The organism is Peptacetobacter sp. AB845 (assembly GCF_047528295.1).
Taxonomy (GTDB): domain Bacteria; phylum Bacillota; class Clostridia; order Peptostreptococcales; family Peptostreptococcaceae; genus Peptacetobacter.
In genome coordinates this window covers 612341-633323 of record NZ_CP180001.1, presented here as the reverse complement: position 1 = coordinate 633323, position 20983 = coordinate 612341, and the positions used below count along the sequence as shown (strand labels likewise).

Sequence of the window (20983 nt, the reverse complement as noted above, 5' to 3'; positions counted from 1 at the left end):
TAATTTTAACTATTTAGAAAGGGGCGAGAGATTTGTTAGAGGAATTAAAAACATTTATCGCTGTTGTTGAAATCAAGAATTTTACCAAAGCTGCAGAATATTTAAGTCTTTCACAACCAAGTGTAAGCGTACACATCAAAAATCTCGAAAACTATTTTGGAGAAAAACTAATAGATAGGTCAGTTAGACAAAAGTCGATAAAAATAACTGAACAAGGCTATCTTCTTTACAAAAGAGCAAAGGAAGTAGTTTGCATAATTGATGCTGCTAAGCTAGAAGTCAAAATAGATAGCGATTATGTCAGCGGAAGTATAAAAATTTCAGCAGTACCATCAGCTGCAAATTACATACTTCCAAAATACATAGCTAATTTTTCAAAAAAATATCCAAATATAGACATTGAGCTAGCTATGAAAAGTTTTGATGAGGTAAAAGAAGATTTAATAAATTTAAATGCAGATATAGGTATTATAGACAGAAAAATTATGTCTGATGATTTCGAACAACAGGAATTCTTTAAAGAAAGTATGAAGTTGATTTTCCCTTATGATTACAAAAGTTATATATCTAATATACATTCTTATGAAAATTTGAGTGGAAAAAATTGGATTTTAAGGGAAAAAGGATCTGGTACAAGATTCCTTACAGAATATTTTCTAAACAAAAAACAGATAATCCCCAAATCTGTTTTCATCATAGGAAGTAGTTATTCAATAAAAGAGGCTGTAAAAAATGGAATGGGAATTTCTATTTTATCTGGTTCCGCTTGTAAGCAATTTGAAAATTCTAATGAAATATTCTGCGTTGATATAGACAACGAATTTTCTAGAACATTCTATTCTATTTCTCAGAAAAACTTCAAACCCAAAAGATCAGTTTCATTATTTTTAGATGAGATAAAAAATGAATATAATCAAATTTAATAATTCTAAATAGTTCTATTCTAGTTATACAAATATTATTTATTTTTATAAACTATATTACAAATACCTTATAAATAAAAAAGTCATCCCTTTTCAGAGATGACTTTTTTTATTTTATAGATATTATATTATACCTCTTATTTCATCAAGAGATTTTATTCCTTCCCTATCCATAAAATCATTAAGGTCTTTTATTATTTTTGTTCCTATTTCTGGATCCATAAAGTTTGCAGTTCCTACCTGAACTACAGTAGCTCCAGCCATTATAAATTCTATAACATCTTCTGCTGTAGATATTCCACCTATTCCTATTACTGGTATGTTTACGGCTTTACTTACTTCGTATACCATTCTAAGAGCTATAGGTTTTATAGCAGGTCCTGAAAGTCCAGCAGTTACATTTTCAAATACTGGTTTTCTTCTTCTTATATCTATTGCAAGGGCTTTAAATGTATTTACTAAAGATACACCATCCGCACCTTCTTCTTCACAAACTTTTGCCATTCCAACTATATCCTCTGCATTTGGAGATAGTTTTACAACTAGAGGGTGTTTGCAAACTTTTCTTACTTCTCTTACCACTTCTCTAGCTACTTCATTTTTTATTCCGAAAGCCATTCCTCCAGCTTTTACGTTAGGGCAAGATATGTTAAGTTCTACCATATCTATATCCTGATTATTTAAAAGTTCAACACCTTTTACGTAATCTTCTAGGCATCCTCCACCAACGTTAGCTATTCTAACACAGTTTAGATTTCCGAAGAAAGGCATTTCGTGGTCTATAAATCCCTGTACGCCTGGGTTTTCAAGCCCAACACTGTTCATTATTCCTGATGGAGTTTCGTGTATTCTTAAACCATTATTTCCTGGTTTTGCATTTAAAGTTAATCCTTTACTACTTACTCCACCAAGTTCGTTTATATCATAATATTCATTGTATTCTTTACCAAATCCGAATGTTCCTGAGGCCATTACTATAGGATTTTTAAATTCTATTTCTCCAAATTTTACTCTTAAATCTGCCATTAGAAAATCACATCCTCTCCCCAGAATACTGGACCGTCTTTACAAGTCTTTTTATTTCCGAATTTTGTTTTACAAGTACATACTAGACATGCTCCTACACCACAAGCCATGTGATTTTCAAGAGAAATCATTATTCTTGTATTTGTACCTTCACACATTTTAACTAATTTTTCCATCATTGGTGTTGGTCCACAAGATAGTATGTAGTCGTAATCTTCTACATTTAGTATATCTGTTATGAATGTATTTCCTGTAGTTGTTTTTACTTCATTACAGAATTCTTTGTATTCATCTACTAATATCGCTTCTTCTCTGAATCCAAGATATGCATCGCATCCAGGTATAGTTTTAGCTACTAAGTAAAGAGGTGCTACACCTATTCCACCACCAACTAAAGCTATTTTTCCTTCTACTTTTTCGTATCCGTTTCCATATGGTCCCTGAAGTTTTATTTCATCTCCTGGAACAAGCTTAGCAAATATTTCTGTTCCTTCTCCTACTACTTTGTAAAGGAATGTTATTCCTTCTTCATCTATGTCATGTATACTTATCGGTCTTGAAAGTACAGGGTATTTGTCCCAAGCTCTTAGCATATAGAACTGTCCCATTTTTCCTTCAAATTTTCCTGCGACTTTCATTCTGTACATATCTTCGCCGATATAACTATTTTCTATTATTTTGTACATCTATATTCTCCTTCGCATTATTTTTTGATAGTTTATTCTGGGTCTTTTATTCCTAGAAGTTTCATTATTAGAGCCATTCTAACATACATTCCAAATTTTGCCTGTTCGAAGTAAACAGCTCTCTTATCATCGTCTACATCAGTAGATATTTCATTCACTCTTGGAAGTGGATGAAGTATTAACATATCTTCTTTTGCATCAGTTAATTTTTCTTTGTTTAATATATATGTATCTTTTAATCTTTCGTATTCTTCTATATCATCAAATCTTTCTCTCTGAACTCTAGTCATGTAAAGTATATCAAGGTCAGGTATAGCTGATTCTAAATCATTAGTTTCTACAAATTCGTGTCCTTTTATAGCTTCTTTAACGCTATCTGGCATTTTTAATTCATCTGGAGCTATAAATACAAATTTTGTATCTGGGTATCTAGACATTGCTTTTACTAAAGAATGTACTGTTCTTCCGTATTTTAAATCACCACAAAGTCCTACTGTGTGGCCGTTAAGATTTCCTTTTAAAGTTTTTATTGTTAGTAAATCTGTAAGAGTCTGAGTTGGATGCTGGTTTCCACCGTCTCCAGCATTTATGAAAGGAACACTACATGCTTCTACCGCTTCAGCTGCTGCACCTGCTACAGGATGTCTCATAGCTATTATATCTACATAGTTAGATACTGTTCTCATTGTATCCTGAAGAGTTTCTCCTTTAGATGTAGATGAAGCTTTAGGATCTGAGAATCCCACTACACGTCCACCAAGTCTGTTCATAGCTGATTCAAAGCTTAGTCTTGTTCTTGTTGATGGTTCATAGAATAGAGTTGCCAAAAGTTTTCCATCACACACATGTATGTATTTTTCTGGATTTTTCATTATTCTCTGTCCAAGAGATAGAACCTCATCTATTTCTTCAACAGTAAAGTCTTCTGGCTGTATTAGATTTCTTGATTTTAACATTTTTTAATTCCTCCTTCTCGGCCTCACTGGACCGAATTTAAAGCTATTAGTAGCTTATCACCTTTACCTATCTAATGTCAACTAAATATATTAATTATATTTTAGCATAATTACAAGAAAGATGATTGTATTATTTTCGCTCCAGGCGATCAAGTCGCATTGTCGCTAAAAATGATACAATCATCTTTCTTATCCACTAGTAAAATTAAATATATTTAGTTGAATCATTAGATAAGCTAAAATGTTCTGCGCCGTGCTGAAGCCTGAAGCAAAAACACATATTTAGGTATTCTATAAAATAATCAATATAAAAAGAGCCATCTTATAAATCTACAAGATGACTCGTTTATATCATTTAAATTTTATTATAATACTCTTCTTGCTGTTACAAAATGACTTGAGTAGTAATCTGATGTTATGTCAGTTACTTTTACTACTTCTCCACTGTGAGGTGAATGTATCATACATCCATTTCCTACATATATACCAACATGACTTACTCCACCACTTCCATCTGTTGTGAAGAATACTAAATCCCCTGGCTGAAGCTGATCTCTAGTTATTTCTGTTCCTACATTTGCCTGATCAGAAGATACTCTTGGCAGAGATACCCCTACAGAGTTTATATATACATACTGTACAAATCCTGAACAGTCAAATTTATCAGGACCTGTTGCACCCCAAAGATATGGGCTTCCTTTTTTAGAATATGCTAAGTTTAATACAGCCTGTGCACTGTAGCTATCTACAGAAGGAACATCTATTATATTTCCATCTACGTCTACAGTAGGTACTACAGGAGCTTCATCAGTTACATAATCAGCGTGAACATATCCTTCTTTTCCCTGATTTCTAACCTGTATCCAATCACCTTCCTGCTTAACTACTACTAAAGCACTTCCTTTATCTAATTCTTCTAATACTTCTGAAGATGTATTGTCCGCTGCTCTTAGGTTTAATGTAGATGCTGTAGTAAATGCAACACCTTCTGATATAGCAACATATTCAGAAGCTATCCAAGCATCATCTTCACCATCTTCAACATTAACCCATTCTCCCTGGATTCCTTTAACTTTAAACTGTTCTCCTTCTCCAGCTACTCTTTTAGTATTTCCATCCACTCTTACATTAACTGATTTACCATCTTTTACAGTTGCTACTTTATATGGAGATTCTTTATATTCATCTATTGTTATTCCTGTTTCTGTATCTGGTACAGCATTTATATCATCTATCTCATCCGCACTTGCTAACACTGTCCCTGTAGCTACCATAGCAACAGATACAACTAATGAAAGTAATTTTTTCTTATCCAAATCTAACCCTCCTCAAAATTTATTATTTATATATTTCTATTTACATTATCATCTTTTTTATTTTTATTTATACATTTCAAAATTATTATCTTATTGTTCTATTTTTCAATACATATACAATATATTATACCTTGTAGAATTTATAATGTAAATAATTATGTCACCTTTGAGTTGCAGTTATTTTCTGCTTTCATACTTTTTAAACTTATTATTTTTATATACTTATAAATAATAAATCTTATTATTTCATAAAAAAATACTGCCACAGAACACCTTTAAAAGGTGTTCTTGTGACAGTACCTTTACTGACACCTAACGGTCGTCAGTTTTTTTGTATTCAAATTTAGCTCCACAATTAGGACAAATTAATTCTGGCATATTTTTTTCATTTAGCGAAGCTATCGCTCCTGATGAAAAGAATGCATCTTGTCTTAATTCTTCTACTATAAATTCTGGTACTCCTTTTTCAAATCCACAAGACTTACATTCATAATTATATAACTTTTGTCCTTTACTCATTTCTTCTAATTCTTTTAACATACTATTTCTCCTAATAATTTTAATTACACTAATTATACACTATTATTTATATTTGAGTATAGCAAAGCTAGCCTATTTATTAATAGACTTTTAAAATAATTCTATTTGTGTTGTTGTATTCAAAGAAATTTCTTTTTCTATAATTTCTTCGTAGATTATTCTTTTATAATTTGATTTATCTAGTGCATTATATATTAATCCATATTTATAATGCCATATTTCCCATAGAATCATGTCTTTTCCACAATTTTTACAAATATAAGGATTTACTCCAAATGATTCTATCAATCTATCTTTAAAATTTTTCTTTACTGTATTCTTCTTTTTTATCAGCTTAGATATATTTCTGTGTCTCATAAAGTTATATAACTTCAATATTTCTATGCTTAATTTATTTTTTATTCTTGAATATAGACCGTATCTTCTTGCAACTCTAAAACCCTTCGGGTGAATATGTTGGGTTATTTTACCTATAAATTCTAATACATTTACAGTTATTTCTCTTTTTTCCTTAGGTTTTTTGTTTTCATACCAGTAAGTTACATTTTTTCCATCGTAATTAATTATTCTATATTCAGCGATAGCTGGTCTAGCCAAATATCTACCTATATATTGAGTTGCCTGTTTTATATTAGTTAAACGTCTTTCTGCATTTACATAGAATTCTTTCTTATATAGCTTATTTATCAAATTTTTAGTTTTTCTATCGCTAAAATTGTTTTTTATTATATCTAGTACCAACTTTCGCCATACCTTTTTCATATATGTATATGGTATGAAATCTAATTTTTTGAACCACTTATTATTTCTATCTATTCCACCTTCGGTGTATAAGGCGTGTATATGAGGATTCCATTTTAAATCTCCACCAAAGGTGTGTACTACAGCAATTACCCCTAATTCATAATTTCCCTTTGTTTTATTTTTATGAAAACTATCTAATACCTCATATGTAGCATCTTGTAAATCTTTTAAAAGCTCTCGCTTTCTGTAGAAATAAACTCTCAACTCCTCCGGAATTGTGAAAACTGCATGTCTATGAGAAACATCAAGCATATTTTCTACCTGTTTTTCTGCCCATTCCATAGAATATTTTCTTCCACACTTTGTACAAAACTTACTTTTACAAGTGAACCCTTGGATATACTCTTCTCCACAGTCTATACATTTGTGTTTTATATATCCGTTCTCTATATTTCCACAATTTAAAGCCTTTATTACAGTATTTTCTATCTGATCTCTCATTTCTCTTCTAACTTTATTCCAATATTTTAGTTTGAATTCTTCAAAGTGATTTTTTAATATTTTCTTAATGATTTTTTCATCTTTTTGTTTCTTCAATACATTCATATTACTATTGTACATAAGTTTTCCACAATTTTAAATTATTATAATTTCCTTAGGAATAAAAAAATAGTAGACACACCTATCTACTATTTCTTATTAATCAAAATAAAAAGGAGACACCATCATAAACATGGTATCTCCTATTAAATTCATTTAATATTTACAACTGTACTGTTGAGTTAAATCTTAGTACCATCCTCTTAATTTCATAGCTTCAGCTACTTTTTTAACTGAGTGCATGTAAGCAGATTCTCTCATTGTTACGTTGTATTCTTCTTTTATTTTCCATAGAGATTCGAAAGCTTTAACCATAGCTTCTTCTTCTTTAGCTTCTACGTCAGCTTCTGACCAGTAGTATCCGTATAAGTTCTGTACCCATTCGAAGTAAGAAACTGTAACACCACCAGCATTAGTTAATATGTCTGGAGTTAAAGTTATTCCTTTTCTAGCTAATACTTCGTCAGCTTCTGGAGTAGTTGGTCCGTTAGCTGCTTCACATATTAATTTAGCGTTTATAGTTTCAGCAACATCTGCAGTTATAGCATTTTCAAGAGCTGCTGGTACTATTATGTCAACGTTTAATGCCCAGAATTCTTCTAAAGATATAACTTTTGCACCTGGGAAGTCATATAAATCTCCATTAGCTGCTCTGTGATCCCACATAGCCTGGAAATCTAAACCGTCTTCTTTGTATATTACGTAAGTACCATGTTTAGGGCACCATTCAGCCATAGCTACAACAGTTCCGCCTAATTTCTGTATATTTTTAACAGTGAAAGCACCAACGTTACCGAATCCCTGAACAGCTAATTTAGCTTCTTTCATATCTATACCTAATTTTTTAGCTGCTTCTCTTGCAGTAACTGCAACACCAAATCCAGTAGCTTCATTTCTTCCTAATGATCCACCGAATGCAACTGGTTTACCAGTTATAACACCTATGTTGCTTGATCCTGTTAATTTATTGTATTCATCAACCATCCAAGACATTATCTGTCCGTTAGTGTTAACGTCTGGAGCTGGTACGTCTACTTTTTCACCTATTAATTTGTATATTCCGTCTATGTATCCTCTTGATAATCTTTCAAGTTCTCCCTGAGATAACTGGCTAGGGTCAACTATTATTCCCCCTTTACCACCACCATATGGTATACCTGTTACTGAACATTTGAAAGTCATCCATATAGATAAAGCTTTAACTTCTTCTAATGAAACGTTTGGATGGAATCTAACTCCACCTTTTGTTGGTCCAACTGCATCATTGTGCTGAGATCTGAATCCTTTGAATACTTTTATAGATCCGTCGTCCATTTTAACTGGTATGTTTACTTCTATAACTCTCTGAGGTTCTTTTAATAATTCGTAAACATTAGGTTCCATTCCTAATTTATCGCATGCTTTTTTTACCTGTGCCTGTGCGTTTTCAAAAACATTTCCTGACATTGTGTAAGCCCCCTTAAATACTCTAATATAAATAATTCATATAAACTTTCACGCTTGAAAAATCATTTTCCCGCGTCTACAGTTTGATTATAACATACTTTTTATAAAATAGTACAACATTTTTACAATAAATTTCAAATTATTTTGATATATTACTACAAAACTATTTATCTTTTATTTTATTAATATAAACATCAATTTTGCTAACATTAATTAATGTCATTTCTTCTACATTTCTTTTTATATTATGTTGAATGTTTTTTAAACTTCTAAACGCTTCTACATTTCTTATATTTATATTTGCTTTTATCTCTATTTTTCCATTAGAATCATCTACACTTATTCTATTTATTCTAGATATATTTGAATTTTGAAATATTGTATATTTTATAATTTGATTCAGTACTTCTGGCGCTATGTAGAACTTACCCATATAGCTAAAAGCTGGTCTAATCACAGTCTTTTCAAGCACTTTAGTCTCTTTATTAGATGTCATAAAAAACCTTCTTAAAGGATTTATTCTTAATCCATTTATCCTTTTCTTAATCTCTACAGTAGGAACTGGTATTATATGATTCCCTCCTTTTCTAGACTCTATAGCTTTTTTTATTTCTTCATCAGTACTTATATCGTTTATATCTATAATCTTATCTATCTCACCTAGTTCAAGAGCCGCACAAATTTGCCTTACCATTTTTATAGAAGTCCCTAAAACTAGTATACGTTCTATGTCCAATTCGTTAATTTTTTTCTTAACAGATTTTCTATGATTAATATCAGAAAATACAGCTCTTCTAACAGCCTCCATCCTAGTCTGTGACTGCTTTGCAGATATTCCTTCTACTATTTGTCCCTTATAAATAAGTAGACCATCGTCTATAATATAGTCTATATTATTTTCACAAGCTAATTCTAATGATTTATAGCTTTTTCCTGTCCCACTTTTTCCTACTAAAACATAAATTTTCAAAAGTATAGCCGCTTTCTGTGTTATCGTTTTCATATTGCATTCTATTTTTTTAAATTAAGTTATAAATAACTCTATTTAGATAGTATTAGTATATACTATTTATTGTGTATAATGTACACTAATACATTTAACATTATTTTTACGATAAAAATGCGACCTTATTCACCTCTTCTCTCTATTCTTTAAAATTGAAATTTTTTTAACATATTTTTTTTAACATGAAAATCTCAAATTAAAATGAATCTTCATTATAAATTAGATGCAAAAAAGAATCATTATTCTCCAACAAATTTTTTCAAATTTCTAGAAGTATTGAAGTTTCTATGTTTAAGTTATATGATACAAAAATATTTGCTTTTCATCAATTAATTTAATTGTTATAAGAAGACTTTTTTGTTATAATGTACTTACAATAAATTTATAATTATTAGGAGGAAACTAAAATGGCATACAAAATAACTGATGCTTGTGTAAGCTGTGGTGCTTGTGCAGCTGAATGTCCAGTTGGAGCAATATCTGAAGGAGATAGCATATACGTAATAGATGCAGATGCATGTGTTGAATGTGGTGCTTGTGCAGAAGCATGTCCAGTAGGAGCTCCTCAGGCTGAATAATTTTAGTAAACAAAAAGACTGATTTTTTCAAATCAGTCTTTTTTATTTCTCAATTTTTAATTTTTACAAATTCAATCAATTAAAATATAACAAATTTAACCCAAATAATTCTACTCAATACAATCAAGATTCTTTTTTTAAATTTACTTCTTCAAAAATTTACTTCTTTAATTCGTTATTTTCTTTCATTAAATAAGAAAGAGTAAATAAGCTTTCAGTTAAGTTAACATTCTCAACTATGATTCCTTTTGGAACCTCTGGATCTATTGGAGCAAAGTTCCATATACCTTTTATTCCAGCTCCAACTATTCTGTTTATTAGTTCCTGAGCTCCATTTTTTGGTATACATACGATTGCTATGTCTATTTCGTGTTCTTTTATATAATCTTCTATAACATCAGAATCTAATATTTCAAGCTCTCTTATTTTTAGACCTATCATTCTTGGATTCGCATCAAATAATGCCTTTATTTCAAATCCTGAATTTCTAAATCCTGAATAGTTTGTTATAGCCTGTCCTAGATTACCTACACCTATAAGTACTGCATTATAAGGTCTATCAAGTCCTAATATTTTACCTATTTCTTTATGTAGGGCCTCTACATTATATCCGTACCCCTGCTGTCCGAATCCTCCAAAGTTGTTTAAATCCTGTCTTATCTGAGAAGCTGTGAAACCTATTATTTCACTTAATTCTTTTGATGATATTCTCTGAACATCATTGTCTAGAAGTTCTCCTAAATATCTGTAGTATTTAGGTAGTCTTCTTATAACCGCCATCGAAATATTTTTATTTCCCATCTCAATTAGCACCCCCTAACTCTAATTATAATCCATCATGGTTTATTATATAACATACTTTTTTCTAAAACCATACATATAGCCTTGAATATATTATATCAAAACATTATAATTTTAGGTAGCTTGAGGAGGTAGAAATTTATGATTATTTTATCATGTAATAACTTAACTAAGAGTTTTGGCGTAGAATCAATACTCGAAAACATAAGTTTTACTGTTAATGAGGGCGATAAAATTGGTGTCATAGGTGTAAACGGTACTGGAAAAACCACTCTTTTTAAGATAATTTCTGGTATTTACGGATATGACAGTGGAGAAATCTATACATCTAAAGATTGTGAAATCGGTTATTTAGAGCAGAATACCAACTTCTACTCAGACAATACTATTTTTACAGAGGTTTTAGAAGTTTTTAGCGACCTCATAAAAATGGAGGAAGATTTAAGAAAAATGGAATGTGAGATTTCTGACAAAAGTTCAGAAAATAATTCTCCAGATTTACAAAAACTTATGGATAATTATTCACATAAACTAGAGCTTTTCCAAAACTCAAACGGCTACGGATATAAATCTGAAGCAAAAGGAGTTTTAAAAGGTCTAGGTTTTAACGATGACGAACTAGAAAAACCAATCAAAATTCTTTCAGGTGGAGAAAAGACTAGAGTTCTTTTAGCTAAGCTACTACTTAAAAAACCTACTCTTCTTCTACTGGACGAACCTACAAACCATCTTGATTCTGATGCTCTTGAGTGGTTGGAGTTGTTCCTTAAACAGTATAAAGGGACTGTCATCCTTATTTCCCACGACAGATATTTCTTAGATCAATCTGTAAACAGAATATTTGAGATACATAATAAGAAGTTAAAAGCTTATAACGGAAACTATTCTTATTATGTAGAAAAATCTGCTATAGATAAGGAAATAGAGAGAAAAACTTATGAAGACCAACAAAAAGAAATAAAAAAACAAGAAGAATCTATTGAAAGATTAAAGGCTTACGGAAGAGAAAAGCATTTAAAAAGAGCCAGAAGTAAGGAAAAAGCACTTTCTAAGATAGAAGTACTTGATAGACCTGATGGTGAAAGAAAAAGAGCTAAAATTAAGTTTATACCTGCAGTTGAAAGTGGTAATGATGTTTTAGCTGTTAGAGATGTGGGGATGAGATTCCCAGACAAGGTCCTATTTAAAGATTTAAACCTTGATATATACAGAGGTGAAAAAGTTGCACTTATAGGGCCAAACGGAGCTGGAAAATCTACATTATTCAAGATAATAATGAACGAATTACAGCCTATGGAAGGTGAAGTTAAATTTGGTACAAATGTAAATACTGCTTACTTCCATCAGGAACAGAAAACTCTAAACCTTGATAACACTGTAATTGACGAGATTTGGGATGCAAATCCTCATCTTACACAGACAGAGGTTAGAAATATGCTTGGAGCATTCTTATTCGAAAATGAAGATGTATTTAAGAAAATATCTTCTCTAAGTGGGGGAGAAAGAGCAAGGGTTGCAATCCTTAAACTGATACTATCTCAGTCTAACTTCCTACTTCTTGACGAACCTACAAACCACTTAGACATAGATTCAAAAGAAGTATTAGAAGAAGCTCTTGTAAACTATACTGGAACTATATTTACAATCTCACACGATAGATATTTCTTAAATAAAGTAGTCGATAAAATATTAGTACTTGGCGAAAATGGGGTAACAGAATACCTTGGAAATTACGATTATTATATTGAAAAGAAAAGACAGCTCAGTGAAATGAACAAAGAGGAAAATACTGAGACTAAAACAAAGACTCAGTTAAAAGAGGAAAAAAGAAAAGAAAAAGAACAGAGGGAAATCGAAAGACGGAGCAAAAATAAAATCAAAAAATTAGAAGATGATATTGAGCAGACTGAAAAGAAAATAGCAGGTCTTGATATGATGCTTTGTCAGGAAGAAATTTATTCAAATCCAGAAAAATCAAAAGAAGTAAACCTAGAAAAATCAGAATTAGAGGATAAGCTTGCCTCTCTTTATGAAAAATGGGAACAGATAATGGAGTAAATTATTGAAAAAACTATTTGCACTTGACGATTATAATAAGAGATTTTTCAGTATTCTTTTATCTTTATGCATACCTATAATTATTCAGAACCTTATCTCATCTTCTGTAAATGTAATAGATACAGTTATGATAAGTAGTTTGGGAGAGGTTTCTGTTGCATCTGTAGGTGTTGCAAACCAGTTCTTCTTTGTATTTAATATGTTTCTTGCCGGTGTTTTAGGGGGATCAGGGCTATTTATATCGCAATTCTTTGGAAAAAATGATATAACAAACATTAAAAAGGTTACAGCCCTAAGCATATTATTAGGACTTGTTATGAGCCTTCCTTTTGTAATAATAGCTTTTGTTTCACCTGAAAGCATAATACATATTTTTTCATATGACCCTGAGGTCGTAGCTTTATGCAAAAATTATTTTAAAATAGTAGTAATCAGTTACCCTTTAACTGCTATAAGTATGGGGTTTGGGGTATGTTCTCGTAGTATAAAAAATCCAAATATAGGTATGAAATGTAGTGCAATTGCAATAGTTGTAAATGTGTGTTTAAACTATGTTCTTATATTTGGTAAGTTAGGATTCCCTAAAATGGGAGTTGTAGGTGCTGCCCTAGCTACTTTAATTGCTAGGTTAGTCGAAGCAATTATAATGGTTTGGTATGTGTATCTATACAAAAAAGATTACATGCTTAGATTTAATATTCATCACTTTGGAATGTTTAAAAAAGACTTTTTAATAGCTTATGGCTCTAAGAGTTTTCCTATATTTATAAATGAGTCTTTCTGGGCAATTGCGACTGTTTGCTATTCTGTAGCCTATGCTATGGCTGGTACTTCTGCAATTGCTGCAAGCCAGATAGCTACAACAACTAGCAACTTCTTTATAATGACTGCAATGTGTATCGCTATGGGTTCATCTATAATGCTTGGAAATGAGCTTGGTTCTGACCATATTGAAAGGGCTTTAGACTATTCTAAAAAATTAGGTGTAATAATAACTATAACAGGATTCTTAATGGGTATTCTTTTAATAATATCAATACCTATGCTTTTAAAGGTGTTTAGTGTTTCTGAGACACTTGCACCAGATATAACTAAGATATTTATTATAATGGCTATTGTAATGGCTCTGAGGGCTTTTAATACATTTATAATTATAGGTGTACTTAGAAGTGGTGGAGACACTAAAATGGCTCTTATTATAGAAATGGGCTCTATGTGGCTTGGTTCAGTTCCTTTAACATTCCTTGCTGCAAAATGGGGATTGCCTATATATTTACTCGTACGGTGTACATCGGTTGAAGAAATAATAAAATTTGTCTTTGGAGTACCGAGGGCATTGAGTAAAAAGTGGGCAGTTAATATTGTAAAAGATTTATAAATTATACGGAAAAAGGGTATCGTATATCACAGTCGCTCCAGGCTTCAGCGACTCGCACTTTTATGTAACACATTTATAAGTTGCGAGTCGCTTGCAGAATTGTCGCTGAGTTGTGATATACAGATACCCTTTTTATAACATATAAGTTTTAAATTTTTCTACATATATTTTGATTCTTTACAATTATTAACTTATATTTAAGTAATAATTTTATTCTTTTTTTCTTAGTTCTTTTACCATGTCATCATATACATCAAGATTTTCTCCGTAACTATCTTTCATGTCAAATTCTACTTCTATACCTACTTCTTTTAATCTCTCCGCTATAGCTACCTTTTCTTTAGGGAATTCTACCGGATTTATAGTCATGAATACACCATGAGCAACATTGTAGAACATTTCTCTAGGCATTGATATACCTATTTCATCTTCTCCAAAAGCACCGTATTTTCTAGCACCTTTGCAGAATAGAGTAATATTTATATCATTATTGTAAAAAGGTTTTGATATTATATCTCCACACATAGCCTGATTACCTATAAAACTTATATTTTTAGGTGCACCGTAGTAGTATGCGTACCCTTGCATAATTCTCATCGCCTGTCTAGTATTGCAAACAACAAAAACTAAATCCGCATTATCTACTTCACTAATAGGTCCTATTTCTATACCTTTAACTTCTTGTTCTAGGTAATGTATGCTTTCAACTATTGAGCGCGCAACTGGTTTCCCACTGTATAAACCGCATGCTGCGTAACTCTGCCCTGAGGAGATAGTTATATCTGGATTTGATATACCAAGTGCAAATGCACCATATGTACATAAAATATGATTTTCATCTGCTTTTAAATGAGTTCCTTCAAGTCCTCTTCTACATAAAAGACATACACTTCCCTTTACTTCTGGAAGATCAAGTTCTTCATATTCATGTTTAAATTCTATAAAACGAGCAGCTGCTATATTTCTTTTTAAATTTAAAATAAGGTCTAAATACTTAAAAGCATTATTTTTATCTATCATTAAAAAACCTTCTTTCTTAAAAAATAATTTTCTTCTTTTATTAAGTACAATAATTAAATTATTCAACTATTATATCATCAAATTTTCTTTTTCCTTTATTGGATTTATTCTTCCAAACTACACCTATACCTAAATATGCCATTATTAACGAAACTATTGGAGAAAGGTAGTTTAGAAACGCGTAAGGAGCAAATTCTAATCCTGAAATTCCTAATGTAGAAAGACAAAATGCTCCAAAAGTAGTCCAAGGCATTAATGGTGCAGGCATTAGTGCTCCCTCACTTATCAATCTTGCCAACATTGCACGATTAAGCCCTCTCTTATCAAATTCTTTTTTATAAACAGAACCATTAAGTATAAACGATAAATAAGCTTCTCCTAAGCTAGCTGTTGATATAAATGAGCTAATTATAACTATAAGAGAAAGAGAACCTACGCTATTTACTTTTGTTAATAATCCGGAAACTATTGCATTTAAATAACCACATTTGTCTAAAAGTCCACCCATACATATTGCCAGGAATGCTATAGAGAATGTGTTTAACATACTCTGTAGACCTCCTCTGTTAAGAATTGGGTCAACGTACTGTGAACCTGTTTCAATAACAAATCCTGAGTTTAAAGCTTCTATACAGCTAGAAAGAGTTTCTCCTTGTAGAACTATAGAAACTACTATACCTGCAATTATGGCAACTGCCATACTAGGTAAAGATGGATATTTTTTTAATGATAAAATTAAAAGTATTACTATAGGAAGTAAAACTATTGGATTTAAATTGAAATTATCAGCTAAAACAGTCTGTGTTTCATTTATTATTTCATAATTTATGCTTGAACCTGCAAATTTAAAGCCTAAAACAGTGAAAAGAATAAATGAAATAATATAAGCCGGAGTCATAGTAGTAATCATAGCTTTAATAGATTCATATAAATCGGCACCACATGACATAGAAATTAAGTTTGGGGTATCTGATACCGGAGACATTTTATCACCAAATGCTGCTCCAGAAACTATCATAGCCGCTGTTATAGGTAGTGGTATTCCCATGCCTTGACCAAGTGCAATCAAAGCTATACCTATCGTTCCAACTGTACCCCAAGAAGTACCGGTACATAGTGCTGTTATACTGCATAATAATAAACCTGCTGGTAGGAATATCTTAGGACTTATGATATTTAATCCATAGTATATAATAGCAGGAACAGTCCCGGACATCATCCAAGAAGCTATTATACCACCTATAGCTATAAAGAATAATAATCCAAAAGTACTGTTTTTAAGACTTTCAGCCATTATATTCATTAACTCATCAAATTTATATTTAAGCTTTAAACAAGATATCGTACAAACTAAGGTAATAACAACTATCAAACAAGCTGGTATAGATATTGTCTTTAACCACATAACACCTATAAACATAATACAAACAATCATTAAAAGAACACCTATAGCAAGTCCAAAAGTTGCTTGCTTATGATTTGAAGAATTAACATTATTTTTTTCTTCCATATTTATTCTCCTTTAAATTATGATCTTAAATTTTTAACATGCATGTATATTGTTAAATATAGCAAAGAGAATAGAAAAAAACAATTAAATACATATTATATAGATAAAAAGTATACTTCATATAATAAATATTGAGAAAAACACTATATTTATATGATTAAATAGATAAATAATATACTTAAATGAAGTTATATAGATTTATATATATACATATTTTATATTTTTAAATGCTGTTCCTGTTCTTCGGTTTACAGTTTGTTGATGATAAAATAAAAAATAGGACTAATACGATGCAACAATTTGCAGACGTCTCACTTCATTTTATGGTTTTATATGATAAAGTGGGACGTCGAAACCTGGCGCAAGTATTAGTCCTATTTTTCTTGATGGTTCTATTTATCTGTAATCTGTAAGTTAGGAACAGCATTTAGATTCATATCATCTACTCTTCCTTTGATATAGTTATAATATCCCGCACATCCTATCATTGCTGCATTGTCTGTGCAAAGTATTAGCGGTGGATATTTTACTTCTATTCCGTTTTCTTTTCCTAGCATTTCTATTTTTTCTCTAAGTCCAGAGTTTGAAGCAACTCCACCAGATAGAGTTACTACGTTATATCCTTTTTCCTTAGCTGCTTTTATAGCTTTGTTTGCTAGTACATCTGTTACAGCATCCTGGAAAGATGCCGCAACATCTGCTTCTACTATCTCTTCTTTTTTCATTTTTTTAGCATTTAGATAGTTTAATACCGCAGATTTTATTCCACTAAAGCTAAAGTCGTATCCTTCATCCATATACGCTCTTGGGAATTCTATTGCATCTTTATTTCCTTCTTTTGCTAATTTATCTATTATTGGCCCACCTGGATATCCAAGTCCCATAGCTCTTGCTACTTTGTCAAATGCTTCTCCAGATGCATCATCTCTTGTTCTACCTAATATTTCATATTCTCCATAGTCCCTAACCTCAACTAGATGAGTATGTCCTCCAGAAACTATAAGTGTTATAAATGGTGGTTTTAAGTCCTTGTGAGCTATGTAGTTCGCACTTAGATGTCCTTCTATATGATTTACACCAACTAGAGGAATATCTAGCGCATAAGCCATAGCTTTTGCATAAGATAATCCAACTAAAAGCGCTCCAACAAGTCCTGGACCGTAAGTAACTGCTATATGAGTTATATCGTTCATAGTTATATTTGCTTCATCTAAAGCCTGCTGCACAACTATATCTATATTTTCTATATGTTTTCTTGAAGCTACTTCTGGAACTACTCCACCAAATTTTTTATGTATATCTATCTGTGTTGATATTATATTTGAAAGAACTTCTCTCCCGTTTTTAAGGACAGATGCAGCTGTTTCATCGCAGCTACTTTCTATCGCTAAAGTTATTATATCGCTCATTTTTTACACCTCCGAAAGCTGATTCCACATTATTATTGCGTCTTCTCTGTTATCGCTATAATACTCTTTTCTAACACCAGCCATTTTAAATCCGTATTTTTTGTACAGATTTTGTGCTACTAAATTGCTTCTTCTGACCTCTAAAGTCATAGCAACTATTTTATTTTCTTTACAAAGTTTTACCATCTCTTTTAGTAGTTCATTTCCTATTTTAAGTCCTCTATAATCGCTGTGAACTGCAACATTTGTTATATGTCCTTCATCGATTATAAGCCAAATTCCTATGTATCCTACTATTTTAGAGTCCTTTTCAGCAACTAAATATCTAGCATTGCTGTTTTTAACTTCATCTATAAATGACTGCTTAGACCAGAAATCTTCAAAGCAATTTTTCTCAACTTCGAAAACTCCATCCACATCGTCCATAGTCATTTCTCTTACTGTTACATCAGAAAGTTTTTCTGTATTTTCCATTTTCCCTCTTTTTATTTGAATCCCTATATATCCCTATATAGAAATTCAATTCCTTCTTTCTTTCAAATTTCTATTTATTATAATTTCCTATTAATTATAATTCTAGCTAATATATTTTTTATTTATTTTCGGCTTCTTTCTGAGCCTCTAATTTTTTCATTTTTTCTTCGTACTGTACTTCTGCCTGAGATTTTCTTATATAAATTGGATTTACATCGTAGCAGCTGTGCACTCCCTCACCTCTTTTATACTTAGCTAAAGCAACTGCACAAGCACTTGCTGCCTTAGTTACATTGTGAGAAACTGCTGGGATATGTATATTTTCTACTTCTGATAGCTTATCTTCGTATTTTGAAACAGCTTCTCCAAGAACTATACATTCTTCTCCTGAATTTTTTATAATCTCTATTAAATCATCTATCTCTTTTACATCCATTCCTTCAAGCTCTACAAGCTCGTCGTTTTTATACTCGTATTTTGCTGTGTATACCTGAGTTCTCTGTGCATCTAGTATTGGATATATTTTCTTATCGCAAAGGTCCATATTTCCAGCTAAGCTCTCTAACGCATTAACTGCTAGTATTGGAATATTATTTACATGAGATATAGCCTTTGCTGTAGCCATACTTATTCTAAGACCTGTAAAAGATCCTGGCCCTACAGAAACTGCTATTGCATCCATATCCTCTATACTTAAATCGCTCATATTAAGCATAGTTTCTATCATAGGCATTAATTTCTGTGAGTGAGTCTTTTTGTTATTTATAACAAATTCACATATAAGACAATCATTCTCTACAACAGCTACACTACAAGCTCTTGAAGATGTGTCCATTCCTAAAATTTTCATCTATAAATTCATCTCCTCAATCATTTTTTCGTATTTTTCTCCAACAGGCTCGAATGTTACCTCTCTACCCATTTCTTTATACTTCATATCTATTTTTAAATATTCATCTGGAAGTATATCCTCTATTAAATTTGCCCATTCTATTATACAAACCCCATCTGAGTTTATATATTCGTCATAACCTATATCGTACATTTCCTCACTGCATCCTATTCTGTAAACATCGAAATGATATAGAGGCAATCTACCCTGATATTCGTTCACTATTGTAAATGTAGGGCTAGTTATATAATCATCTACTCCAAGTGATTTTGCGAAACTTTGAGTAAATGTAGTCTTTCCTGCGCCTAAATCTCCAACTAGACAAATAACTGAACCTGCATCTACTAATTTTCCTAGTTTTTCACCAAGTTCCTTTGTCTTATTCTCGTCTTCTAAAAAAATTCTTTTCATATTTATCTCCTATAAACAACTTTTCCATTTATTATTGTACACATTACTTTTCCACCTAAATCAAATGGCGAACCTTCCCATAAAACTATATCAGCATCCTTACCCTCTTCAAGAGAGCCTACTTCTTTGTCTATTCCAAGTGTTTTAGCTGGGTTTATAGTTATCGCTCTAAGTGCTGCATCTTCTTTCATACCATTTTTAATAGCCATTCCTGCACACATTGGAAGGTGCTGAACTGGTATTACAGGGTGGTCTGTCATTAAAGATATTTCTATGCCCGCATTTGAAAGGATTCCCGCTGTTTCAAGAGAAAGATTTTTAAGCTCTGGTTTAGATCTATCTGTCAATGATGGCCCTACTATTATTGGATATTCTCCTTTTTCTTCAACAAGCTCATCTACTATTAGATGACCTTCTGTACAGTGGTCTATAGTTAGCTTTAAGTCGAATTCCTTTGCAATTCTCATAGCTGTAAATATATCATCAGCTCTATGTGCATGTGCTTTTAGAGGGATTCTTCTTCTAAGTACCGGTATTAAACTTTCAAGCTTCATATCGTACTCAGGTTTATCTATATCATTGTCATCGGCTTCACTGTAAAAGCTTAATTCTTCAAGATAGTCCTGTGCTTTTCTAAAATTCTCTCTAAGTGTAGCTGCAATTGCCATTCTTGTCTGAGGAGATTTTTCCTCCTGACCATAACAACTTTTTGGATTTTCACCAAATGCTATTTTTACAGCTACAGGATTTTTTATTACCATTTTATCTATTCTTTTTCCAAATGTCTTTATAGCTATACACTGTCCTCCCATTACATTTGCACTTCCTGGAGTTACACATACAGACGTGATTCCTCCTTCGTATGCTTCCTTAAATGTATGGTCCATTGGGTTTATAGCGTCTATGGGGTTTAGATTAGGTGTAATTGGATCAGTTTCTTCATTTCCATCTGCTCCCTCAAACCCTAGACCATCTTCCCAAAGTCCAAGATGTGTATGAGCATCGATAAATCCTGGAAATACATTCAATCCATCTGCATCGATTATTTCAACATCTTCAAGGCATGTTGTATCTATTGACTCTGCAATTTTTTCTATTTTTTTATTTTTTATAAGGATATCTCCTTTTATTTCTCCATTTGTTACTGTGTTTATGTTTCCATTTTTTATAAGAATCATATCAAATCTTCCTTTCTGTGAGATGATATAC

The 20983-nt window shown here is 31.6% G+C and carries 20 protein-coding genes; 4 read left to right on the top strand and 16 right to left on the bottom strand.

All coding sequences use genetic code 11. The features are described from left to right. Window positions 1-32 precede the first annotated feature (32 nt). Window positions 33-923: a LysR substrate-binding domain-containing protein gene (locus ACK2WO_RS03270; protein WP_414698329.1), complete on the top strand. Its 891-nt coding sequence runs from the start codon at window positions 33-35 to the stop codon at window positions 921-923. Window positions 924-1046: 123 nt separating this feature from the next. Here ACK2WO_RS03270 and ACK2WO_RS03265 read toward each other — a convergent pair whose 3' ends face one another. The 8 genes from ACK2WO_RS03265 to ACK2WO_RS03230 all read right to left on the bottom strand — a co-directional run bounded on the left by ACK2WO_RS03265 (window position 1047) and on the right by ACK2WO_RS03230 (window position 9240). After that, window positions 1047-1949, bottom strand: a complete 903-nt coding sequence (locus ACK2WO_RS03265; RefSeq protein ID WP_178411579.1) for a dihydroorotate dehydrogenase — start codon at window positions 1947-1949, stop codon at window positions 1047-1049. Beyond that, window positions 1949-2635 carry a dihydroorotate dehydrogenase electron transfer subunit gene (locus tag ACK2WO_RS03260; protein ID WP_178411578.1) on the bottom strand — a complete coding sequence of 229 codons (687 nt, stop codon included), beginning with the start codon at window positions 2633-2635 and terminating at the stop codon, window positions 1949-1951. Before ACK2WO_RS03260 ends, ACK2WO_RS03265 begins: the two co-directional genes overlap by 1 nt. A gap of 32 nt (window positions 2636-2667) precedes the next feature. Beyond that, a complete protein-coding gene (gene pyrB / locus ACK2WO_RS03255) occupies window positions 2668-3591 on the bottom strand; it encodes an aspartate carbamoyltransferase (protein ID WP_414698328.1) in 924 nt (307 codons plus the stop codon). A gap of 365 nt (window positions 3592-3956) precedes the next feature. Continuing rightward, on the bottom strand, window positions 3957-4907 hold the full coding sequence (locus tag ACK2WO_RS03250) for a C40 family peptidase (RefSeq protein WP_414698327.1): 951 nt from the start codon (window positions 4905-4907) through the stop codon (window positions 3957-3959). A gap of 312 nt (window positions 4908-5219) precedes the next feature. Next, the gene (locus tag ACK2WO_RS03245) at window positions 5220-5447 is read right to left on the bottom strand and encodes a hypothetical protein (RefSeq protein WP_414697468.1); all 228 of its coding nucleotides are present in this window, start codon (window positions 5445-5447) and stop codon (window positions 5220-5222) included. A gap of 90 nt (window positions 5448-5537) precedes the next feature. Next, entirely contained in the window at window positions 5538-6812 is a 1275-nt protein-coding gene (locus tag ACK2WO_RS03240) for a transposase (RefSeq protein ID WP_414697469.1), read from the bottom strand. A gap of 168 nt (window positions 6813-6980) precedes the next feature. After that, window positions 6981-8237: an NAD-specific glutamate dehydrogenase gene (gene gluD, locus ACK2WO_RS03235; protein WP_178412499.1), complete on the bottom strand. Its 1257-nt coding sequence runs from the start codon at window positions 8235-8237 to the stop codon at window positions 6981-6983. 163 nt (window positions 8238-8400) lie between these two features. Next, the gene (locus ACK2WO_RS03230; protein WP_414698326.1) at window positions 8401-9240 is read right to left on the bottom strand and encodes an ATP-binding protein; all 840 of its coding nucleotides are present in this window, start codon (window positions 9238-9240) and stop codon (window positions 8401-8403) included. Between the two features lie 410 nt (window positions 9241-9650). Here ACK2WO_RS03230 and ACK2WO_RS03225 point away from each other — a divergent pair, with 410 nt between their 5' ends. Then, window positions 9651-9821, top strand: coding sequence for a DUF362 domain-containing protein (locus ACK2WO_RS03225; RefSeq protein ID WP_006438960.1), 171 nt, complete (start codon window positions 9651-9653; stop codon window positions 9819-9821). Between the two features lie 159 nt (window positions 9822-9980). Here the strand turns inward: ACK2WO_RS03225 and ACK2WO_RS03220 are convergent, their stop codons facing one another. Beyond that, entirely contained in the window at window positions 9981-10622 is a 642-nt protein-coding gene (locus ACK2WO_RS03220; RefSeq protein ID WP_178412497.1) for a redox-sensing transcriptional repressor Rex, read from the bottom strand. Window positions 10623-10763: 141 nt separating this feature from the next. Between ACK2WO_RS03220 and abc-f the strand changes: the two genes are divergently transcribed. Both abc-f and ACK2WO_RS03210 read left to right on the top strand, forming a co-directional pair. Beyond that, the gene (gene abc-f, locus ACK2WO_RS03215; RefSeq protein ID WP_414698325.1) at window positions 10764-12680 is read left to right on the top strand and encodes a ribosomal protection-like ABC-F family protein; all 1917 of its coding nucleotides are present in this window, start codon (window positions 10764-10766) and stop codon (window positions 12678-12680) included. A 4-nt stretch (window positions 12681-12684) separates the two neighbouring features. Next, the gene (locus ACK2WO_RS03210; protein WP_178412495.1) at window positions 12685-14058 is read left to right on the top strand and encodes an MATE family efflux transporter; all 1374 of its coding nucleotides are present in this window, start codon (window positions 12685-12687) and stop codon (window positions 14056-14058) included. A gap of 210 nt (window positions 14059-14268) precedes the next feature. Here the strand turns inward: ACK2WO_RS03210 and ACK2WO_RS03205 are convergent, their stop codons facing one another. From ACK2WO_RS03205 to ACK2WO_RS03175, 7 genes are all read right to left on the bottom strand, one after another. After that, window positions 14269-15078: a DUF169 domain-containing protein gene (locus ACK2WO_RS03205; protein ID WP_414698324.1), complete on the bottom strand. Its 810-nt coding sequence runs from the start codon at window positions 15076-15078 to the stop codon at window positions 14269-14271. A 58-nt stretch (window positions 15079-15136) separates the two neighbouring features. Further along, a complete protein-coding gene (nhaC, locus tag ACK2WO_RS03200; RefSeq protein WP_414698323.1) occupies window positions 15137-16588 on the bottom strand; it encodes a Na+/H+ antiporter NhaC in 1452 nt (483 codons plus the stop codon). A 392-nt stretch (window positions 16589-16980) separates the two neighbouring features. After that, a complete protein-coding gene (tsaD, locus tag ACK2WO_RS03195) occupies window positions 16981-17997 on the bottom strand; it encodes a tRNA (adenosine(37)-N6)-threonylcarbamoyltransferase complex transferase subunit TsaD (RefSeq protein ID WP_414698322.1) in 1017 nt (338 codons plus the stop codon). Between the two features lie 3 nt (window positions 17998-18000). Then, complete coding sequence (rimI, locus tag ACK2WO_RS03190; protein WP_178412368.1) at window positions 18001-18471, bottom strand: ribosomal protein S18-alanine N-acetyltransferase; 471 nt, start codon at window positions 18469-18471, stop codon at window positions 18001-18003. 118 nt (window positions 18472-18589) lie between these two features. Further along, complete coding sequence (tsaB, locus tag ACK2WO_RS03185) at window positions 18590-19321, bottom strand: tRNA (adenosine(37)-N6)-threonylcarbamoyltransferase complex dimerization subunit type 1 TsaB (protein WP_414698321.1); 732 nt, start codon at window positions 19319-19321, stop codon at window positions 18590-18592. Further along, the gene (gene tsaE / locus ACK2WO_RS03180; protein WP_178412366.1) at window positions 19322-19774 is read right to left on the bottom strand and encodes a tRNA (adenosine(37)-N6)-threonylcarbamoyltransferase complex ATPase subunit type 1 TsaE; all 453 of its coding nucleotides are present in this window, start codon (window positions 19772-19774) and stop codon (window positions 19322-19324) included. It abuts the gene before it with no gap. Between the two features lie 2 nt (window positions 19775-19776). After that, complete coding sequence (locus ACK2WO_RS03175) at window positions 19777-20952, bottom strand: amidohydrolase (RefSeq protein WP_414698320.1); 1176 nt, start codon at window positions 20950-20952, stop codon at window positions 19777-19779. Window positions 20953-20983 lie beyond the last annotated feature (31 nt).

Coding starts and splice junctions, on each gene's coding strand:
- ACK2WO_RS03220 (WP_178412497.1), bottom strand. CDS start 10,622: ATGGGAAATAAAAATATTTCGATGGCGGTTATAAGAAGACTACCTAAA.
- ACK2WO_RS03240 (WP_414697469.1), bottom strand. CDS start 6,812: ATGTACAATAGTAATATGAATGTATTGAAGAAACAAAAAGATGAAAAA.
- tsaE (WP_178412366.1), bottom strand. CDS start 19,774: ATGAAAAGAATTTTTTTAGAAGACGAGAATAAGACAAAGGAACTTGGT.
- rimI (WP_178412368.1), bottom strand. CDS start 18,471: ATGGAAAATACAGAAAAACTTTCTGATGTAACAGTAAGAGAAATGACT.
- ACK2WO_RS03205 (WP_414698324.1), bottom strand. CDS start 15,078: ATGATAGATAAAAATAATGCTTTTAAGTATTTAGACCTTATTTTAAAT.
- gluD (WP_178412499.1), bottom strand. CDS start 8,237: ATGTCAGGAAATGTTTTTGAAAACGCACAGGCACAGGTAAAAAAAGCA.
- abc-f (WP_414698325.1), top strand. CDS start 10,764: ATGATTATTTTATCATGTAATAACTTAACTAAGAGTTTTGGCGTAGAA.
- tsaB (WP_414698321.1), bottom strand. CDS start 19,321: ATGAAAATTTTAGGAATGGACACATCTTCAAGAGCTTGTAGTGTAGCT.
- tsaD (WP_414698322.1), bottom strand. CDS start 17,997: ATGAGCGATATAATAACTTTAGCGATAGAAAGTAGCTGCGATGAAACA.
- ACK2WO_RS03260 (WP_178411578.1), bottom strand. CDS start 2,635: ATGTACAAAATAATAGAAAATAGTTATATCGGCGAAGATATGTACAGA.
- ACK2WO_RS03245 (WP_414697468.1), bottom strand. CDS start 5,447: ATGTTAAAAGAATTAGAAGAAATGAGTAAAGGACAAAAGTTATATAAT.
- ACK2WO_RS03175 (WP_414698320.1), bottom strand. CDS start 20,952: ATGATTCTTATAAAAAATGGAAACATAAACACAGTAACAAATGGAGAA.
- ACK2WO_RS03225 (WP_006438960.1), top strand. CDS start 9,651: ATGGCATACAAAATAACTGATGCTTGTGTAAGCTGTGGTGCTTGTGCA.
- pyrB (WP_414698328.1), bottom strand. CDS start 3,591: ATGTTAAAATCAAGAAATCTAATACAGCCAGAAGACTTTACTGTTGAA.
- ACK2WO_RS03230 (WP_414698326.1), bottom strand. CDS start 9,240: ATGAAAACGATAACACAGAAAGCGGCTATACTTTTGAAAATTTATGTT.
- ACK2WO_RS03265 (WP_178411579.1), bottom strand. CDS start 1,949: ATGGCAGATTTAAGAGTAAAATTTGGAGAAATAGAATTTAAAAATCCT.
- nhaC (WP_414698323.1), bottom strand. CDS start 16,588: ATGGAAGAAAAAAATAATGTTAATTCTTCAAATCATAAGCAAGCAACT.